The organism is Plantibacter sp. H53 (assembly GCF_001650455.1).
GTDB lineage: Bacteria > Actinomycetota > Actinomycetes > Actinomycetales > Microbacteriaceae > Plantibacter > Plantibacter flavus_A.
This window is the reverse complement of the sequence record NZ_LWCT01000048.1, coordinates 178,147-185,129: the sequence shown is the minus strand read 5'-3', so window position 1 is coordinate 185,129 and position 6,983 is coordinate 178,147. Positions and strand designations below refer to the sequence as shown.

Sequence of the window (6,983 nt, the reverse complement as noted above, 5' to 3'; positions counted from 1 at the left end):
GGGTTCGGGGAGGGGACGGCGGTCGTGTCCGTGACGACCTGTGCCCCCGCGATGAAGGCGCGCAGCTCGGCGCCAGCCACCGCCTTGGCGGGGTGGGGTCCGGCCGCGAGGAGCCTCGGCAGGAAGTCGAGTGGGAGCGCGGTGTTCGAACCGACGAGGACGACGTTCCCGAAGCGGCGGCCTTTGAGGATCTGCGTCTCCGCGAGGGCGGCGACGTGTGACACGGAGTCGGCGAGCGTCGCGGCCTGTCCGCGGGCGAAGGCGAGTCCGCGGCCGTCGGCGACGTTCACGACGATGACGCCGGTCGGCGACAGCAGCTCGACCGCCGAGGCGTAGAACTCCGTGCTCGTGACGTGGGCCGGCGTGTTGGCGCCGCTGAAGATGTCGACGACGACGAGGTCGACGGTGCCCCGGAGCCCCGGCGGCAGCTTCGCGACGATCTCGCGGGCGTCGCCGTAGCGGACGCGGATCTGGGCGCGCTTCGACCAGGGGAGGTGCTCGCGCACGAGATCGATGAGTTCGCGCTCGAGCTCGACGACCTGCTGCCGCGAGCCCGGCCTCGTCGCCTCGACGTAGCGGGGGAGGGTGAGCGCGCCGGCGCCGAGGTGCACCGCCGTGATCGGCTGACCGGGATCGGCGATCTCGTCGATGATGTGACCGATGCGCTGGATGTACTCGAAGAAGAGCTCCTCGGGCTCATCGAGGTTGACGTGCGACTGCGGCGTGCCGTCGACCACCAGCTGATAGGTGCCCGGCACGAAGCGGTCGGCCTCGATCCTGGCCAGGTATCCGCTGACGCCGAGTCGTACCTGTGCCTCGTCCATACCCCCACCCTAGACTTTCCCGCAGGAGTGGGAGGCGGAGCGGAAGGGGTGCGGCCGTGGCGCAGGTGGACCTCAACAGCGACCTCGGCGAGGTCTGGCGCGGCGTGCCGACCGCCGACGACGACGCCATGTTCGCCCTCATCACGAGCGCGAACGTCGCCTGCGGCTTCCACGCCGGGGACGACGCGTCCATGCGCGACGCCGTCCGCCGCTCGACGGCCCACGGGGTGTCGTTGGGAGCCCACCCCTCCTACCGGGACGAGGCGGGCTTCGGGCGCCGCGACCAGGACCTACCCGCCGAGGTGCTCGAAGCGGAGGTCCTGGAGCAGCTCCGCGCCCTGCAGCGAGCGGTCGACGAGGTCGGCGAAGCCGACGGAACCGCCGTGGGGCTCGCCTACGTGAAGCCGCACGGCGCCCTCTACAACCGGATCGCGCACGACCGGGTCCAGGCGCGGGCGGTCGTCCGCGCGGTGGTCGCGGCCTCCGAAGAGCTCGGGCGACCACTTCCCGTGCTCGGGATGCCCGGCTCCGTGATCGAACGCGAGACCCTCGCCGCCGGGCTCCGCTTCGTCGCTGAAGCCTTCGTCGACCGCGGCTACCGCTCCGACGGTTCGCTCGTCCCGCGTGATACCCCCGGGGCACTGGTCACCGATGAGACCGCCGCCGCCCGCCGCGCCGTCTCCCTCGTCCTCGACCGACGCATCACCAGTGTCGACGGTGCCGACATCGAACTCGAAGCGGTCTCGCTCTGCGTGCACGGCGACACCCCGGGAGCCGTGTCGCTCGCCACGGCGGTCAGGACCGCCCTGCTGGACGCCGGCGTCGCACTGGTCGCGCCGTGGTGAAGACGGACACCTCAACGGGACCCGTGCTCCGAGCGATGGGGGAGGAGGCCGTACTCCTCGAACTCGGATCGCTCGAGGACGTGCTGCTCGTGCACCGGGCGCTCGCCGCGTCGCGCCCGACGGGGCTGGTCGACCTCGTCCCGGCCGCCCGGACCGTGCTCGCCGTGACGGACGCGCGGGGTCCGGCGCTCGCCGCGGTGGGTACCTGGTTGCTCGCGACCGCTGAACGGGCGCTCGCACCCGGCGCGGGAGGCTCGACGGTCGCTGTCGAGGAGGAGCTGGCGCGGCCGGACGTCGTCATCCACGTCCGCTACGACGGACCGGACCTCCGCGAGACCGCGGAGCTGCTCGGCATGGAGGCAGCGGATCTCATCGCCTGGCACACCGCTCGCGCATGGACCGTCGCCTTCAGCGGCTTCGCGCCGGGATTCGCCTACCTCGTCCCGGAACGGGAGGACGAGACGATCGGCCGGCCACTCGAGATCCCGCGATTGAGCGTGCCGCGGACGACCGTCCCCGCGGGTTCGGTGGCGCTCGCCGGGACGTTCAGCGGCGTCTATCCGCGAGCCTCCCCGGGCGGGTGGCGCATCATCGGGACGACCGACGCCGTCCTGTGGGACGATGCAGCGGACCCGCCCGCCCTCCTCGTCCCCGGCGGCCGGGTGCGCTTCGTGCAGGTCGTCGCATGATGGGCGGGACGCTGCTCGTAGAGGCGGCGGGACCGGCGACCACCGTGCAGGACCTGGGTCGACCTGGGGCTGCGGCCCTCGGGGTCAGCCCGTCCGGCGCGCTCGACCGCGGCGCCCTGCGCCTCGCCAACCGTCTCGTCGGCAACCCGGAGGGCCGTGCGGCGCTCGAGGTCGTCCTGGGCCCGTTCGTGGCCGTCGCCGAGGTCGACCTCTGGATCGCCGTGACCGGTGCGTGGGGTCCGATCACCGTCGACGGCAGGCCGTCCGACGGGCACCGCGCCGTCCGCGTCCAGGCCGGCTCCCGGCTCGAACTCGGCGCGGCGACCCACGGGCTCCGGTACGTCCTCGCCGTCCGCGGCGGCTTGGACGGCCCGCAGCTCCTCGGCTCGCGGTCGACGGACACCCTGGCCGGCCTCGGCCCGGCACCGGTCGTCGCCGGCGATCGACTCCCCGTCCCCCCCACCCCGCGCCGCCGCGTCCCTCCGCTCGACATCGCCCCGTGGACGCGGCCCGACGCCGGGGAGCGTCTCGTGCGGATCTCGCCGGGGCCCCGCCGGGACTGGTTCGACGACGCCTCCCTGCGGTGCCTGGTCGAGCAGCCGTGGACCATGACGGCCGACGCCGATCGCATCGGGATGCGCCTCGACGGGCCGCCGCTCGAGCGACTCGATCCCGGTCGTGAGCTGCCGAGCGAGGGCATGGTCGCCGGGGCGGTCCAGGTGCCGCCGAGCGGTCTGCCGACGATCCTGTCGGCCGACCACCCGGTCACCGGCGGGTATCCGGTCGTCGCGGTCGTGCGTGCCGCGGACCGAGACCTCCTGGCGCAACTCCGGCCCGGTCAGCGTCTGCGGTTCAGCACGGGTTGACGGGAACACCGGGGGCGACGCGGCGGTTATACCGGAACGTCGAAAACTCGTCAAGGAAACAGTAGACACGCCGAAGATTCCGGCATATAGTTGTTCTTTGCGCTCCCAGAATCTCTATGCCTTCATATTGCGGTCGGCTGGTGTGCGGGTCTAACCCGCCACATGTTCTCTTTCTGGTGAGTAACTCCACTGACGACCAGTAACTCGGCCCCCAACAGGCCTCCGGAGGTTATCCCCTTGGCTGCTGCGCGCAACGCAACCACCAACTCACCCAAGAACGGCCGCGGAGCATCCCGCCTCTCGTTCGCGAAGATCACCGACACGCTCACGGTTCCAGACCTCCTGGCTCTGCAGACCGAGAGCTTCGACTGGCTGGTCGGCAACGACGTGTGGAAGGCACGCGTCGCAGAAGCCACCCAGGCCGGCCGGCAGGACCTGCCCACGAAGAGCGGCCTCGACGAGATCTTCGAGGAGATCTCGCCCATCGAGGACCTCGGCGAGACGATGCAGCTCTCCTTCGCCAACCCGTACCTCGAGCCCGAGAAGTACTCCATCGACGAGTGCAAGGAGCGCGGCAAGACGTACGCGGCCCCGCTCTACGTCGAGGCCGAGTTCATGAACCACCTCACCGGTGAGATCAAGACGCAGACGGTCTTCATGGGCGACTTCCCGCTCATGACCGAGCGCGGTACCTTCATCATCAACGGCACCGAGCGTGTCGTCGTCTCGCAGCTCGTCCGCAGCCCGGGCGTGTACTTCGAGTCGGCTCAGGAGAAGACCTCCGACAAGGACATCTTCTCCGCTCGCGTCATCCCGAGCCGTGGTGCCTGGCTCGAGTTCGAGATCGACAAGCGCGACCAGGTCGGCGTCCGCATCGACCGCAAGCGCAAGCAGTCCGTCACCGTGTTCCTCAAGGCGCTCGGCATGACGAGCGAGGAGATCCTCGAGGAGTTCAAGGGCTACGAGTCGATCGAGCTCACCCTCGAGAAGGACACGATCCTCACCAAGGAGGACGCGCTCCGCGACATCTACCGCAAGCTCCGTCCGGGCGAGCAGGTCGCAGCCGAGGCCGCGCGTGCGCTCCTCGACAACTTCTACTTCAACTCGAAGCGCTACGACCTCGCGAAGGTCGGCCGGTACAAGATCAACAACAAGCTCGGTCTCGACAAGCCGCTCAGCGACTCCGTCCTGACGACCGACGACATCGTCGCCACGATCAAGTACCTCGTCGCCCTGCACCGCGGAACGGCCACCCTCCCGGGTGTCCGCAACGGCAAGCCCGTCGACCTCCGTCTCGACACGGACGACATCGACAACTTCGGCAACCGTCGCATCCGCGCCGTCGGCGAGCTCATCCAGAACCAGGTCCGCACCGGTCTGTCCCGCATGGAGCGCGTCGTCCGCGAGCGCATGACCACGCAGGACATCGAGGCCATCACGCCGCAGACCCTGATCAACGTGCGCCCCGTCGTCGCCGCGATCAAGGAGTTCTTCGGGACCTCGCAGCTGTCGCAGTTCATGGACCAGAACAACCCGCTCGCGGGTCTGACCCACAAGCGTCGCCTCTCGGCGCTCGGACCCGGTGGTCTGTCGCGTGAGCGTGCAGGCGTCGAGGTGCGAGACGTCCACCCGTCGCACTACGGCCGCATGTGCCCGATCGAGACCCCGGAAGGCCCGAACATCGGGCTCATCGGTTCGCTCGCATCGTTCGCGCGGATCAACTCGTTCGGTTTCATCGAGACCCCGTACCGTCGCGTCGTCGACGGCCGGGTCACCGAGGACATCGACTACCTGACCGCGATGGAAGAGGACAACTACATCGTCGCGCAGGCCAACGCTCCGCTGAAGAGCGACGGCCACTTCCAGGAGGACCGCGTCCTCGCCCGGAAGAAGGGCGGCGAGGTCGACCTCATCCCGTCCGAGGAGATCGGCTACATGGACGTCTCCCCGCGCCAGATGGTGTCGGTCGCGACCTCCCTCATCCCGTTCCTCGAGCACGACGACGCGAACCGCGCACTCATGGGTGCCAACATGCAGCGTCAGGCCGTCCCGCTCCTCATGTCGGACTCGCCGCTCGTCGGTACCGGTATGGAGGGCTACGCAGCCATCGACGCGGGTGACGTCGTCACCGCCGACAAGGCCGGCGTCGTCCAGGAGGTGTCGGCCGAGTCCGTCACCATCCAGCTCGACGAGGGTGGCACGCAGACCTACTACCTGCGCAAGTTCGACCGCTCCAACCAGGGCACGAGCTACAACAACCGCGTCATCGTCTCCGAGGGTGCACGCATCGAGGCCGGCGAGGTCATCGCCGACGGCCCCGCCACGGAGAACGGCGAGCTCGCGCTCGGCAAGAACCTCCTCGTCGCCTTCATGACGTGGGAGGGTCACAACTTCGAGGACGCGATCATCCTCAGCCAGAACCTGGTGAAGGACGACGTCCTCTCCTCGATCCACATCGAGGAGTACGAGGTCGACGCCCGCGACACCAAGCTCGGCAAGGAGGAGATCACCCGTGATCTCCCGAACGTCAGCCCGGAGCTGCTCAAGGACCTCGACGAGCGCGGCATCATCCGCATCGGTGCCGAGGTCCGCCCCGGCGACATCCTCGTCGGCAAGGTCACGCCGAAGGGTGAGACCGAGCTCTCCGCCGAGGAGCGCCTGCTCCGCGCCATCTTCAACGAGAAGAGCCGCGAAGTCCGCGACACCTCGCTGAAGGTCCCCCACGGTGAAGCCGGCACGATCATCGCCGTCAAGGTGTTCGACGCACAGGACGGCGACGACGAGCTCGGCTCGGGCGTCAACCAGCGTGTGGTCGTCTACATCGCCCAGAAGCGCAAGATCACCGAGGGCGACAAGCTCGCCGGCCGTCACGGCAACAAGGGTGTCATCGCGAAGATCCTGCCCGTCGAGGACATGCCGTTCCTCGAGGACGGCACGCCGGTCGACGTCATCCTCAACCCGCTCGGCATCCCCGGTCGAATGAACTTCGGTCAGGTCCTCGAGATCCACCTGGGGTGGATCGCGAAGCAGGGCTGGAACGTCGAGGGCAAGCCCAGCTGGGCCAAGAAGCTCCCGGCTGCCGCGCACTCGGCCGAGCCGAACACCAAGGTCGCGACCCCGGTGTTCGACGGCGCCTCCGAGGAGGAGATCGCCGGTCTGCTCGACTCGACCAACGTCACCCGCGACGGCGACCGCCTCATCGGTTCCTCCGGAAAGGCCCGTCTGTTCGACGGCCGCTCCGGCGAACCGTTCCCGGCACCGGTCTCGGTCGGCTACATGTACATCCTCAAGCTGCACCACCTCGTGGACGACAAGATCCACGCGCGTTCGACGGGTCCGTACTCGATGATCACGCAGCAGCCGCTCGGTGGTAAGGCTCAGTTCGGTGGACAGCGCTTCGGTGAGATGGAGGTCTGGGCCCTCGAGGCCTATGGAGCCGCGTACGCGCTCCAGGAGCTCCTGACCATCAAGTCCGACGACATCCTCGGCCGCGTCAAGGTGTACGAGGCCATCGTCAAGGGCGAGAACATCCAGGAGCCGGGTATCCCCGAGAGCTTCAAGGTGCTCATCAAGGAGATGCAGTCGCTGTGCTTGAACGTCGAGGTCCTCTCGGCCGACGGCACCGCGGTGAGCCTGCGCGACACCGACGACGACGCGTTCCGCGCCGCCGAGGAGCTCGGGATCAACATTTCCTCCAGGTTCGAGTCGTCGTCCATCGACGAGATCTAAGCCTGACCACTGTAGAGACTGACGAAACCT

At 68.8% G+C, this 6,983-nt stretch carries 5 protein-coding genes; 4 read left to right on the top strand and 1 reads right to left on the bottom strand.

What is annotated here, in order from left to right:
• Positions 1-824, bottom strand: an 824-nt coding sequence (locus A4X17_RS16495; protein WP_064296734.1) for a spermidine synthase, incomplete at its 3' end; no start/stop codon positions are given.
• A gap of 56 nt (positions 825-880) precedes the next feature.
• Between A4X17_RS16495 and A4X17_RS16490 the strand changes: the two genes are divergently transcribed.
• The 4 genes from A4X17_RS16490 (at position 881) to rpoB (ending at position 6,953) form a co-directional block, all read left to right on the top strand.
• Positions 881-1,669 (top strand): LamB/YcsF family protein, encoded by a 789-nt coding sequence (locus A4X17_RS16490; protein WP_064296733.1) that lies wholly within the window; start codon positions 881-883, stop codon positions 1,667-1,669.
• Positions 1,663-2,358: an allophanate hydrolase subunit 1 gene (locus A4X17_RS19730; protein ID WP_231884421.1), complete on the top strand. Its 696-nt coding sequence runs from the start codon at positions 1,663-1,665 to the stop codon at positions 2,356-2,358. Before A4X17_RS16490 ends, A4X17_RS19730 begins: the two co-directional genes overlap by 7 nt.
• Positions 2,358-3,224, top strand: a complete 867-nt coding sequence (locus A4X17_RS19725) for a biotin-dependent carboxyltransferase family protein (protein WP_231884420.1) — start codon at positions 2,358-2,360, stop codon at positions 3,222-3,224. The genes A4X17_RS19730 and A4X17_RS19725 overlap by 1 nt, the downstream gene beginning before the upstream one ends.
• A gap of 237 nt (positions 3,225-3,461) precedes the next feature.
• The gene (gene rpoB, locus A4X17_RS16475; protein WP_064296731.1) at positions 3,462-6,953 is read left to right on the top strand and encodes a DNA-directed RNA polymerase subunit beta; all 3,492 of its coding nucleotides are present in this window, start codon (positions 3,462-3,464) and stop codon (positions 6,951-6,953) included.
• The last annotated feature ends 30 nt before the right edge of the window (positions 6,954-6,983 follow it).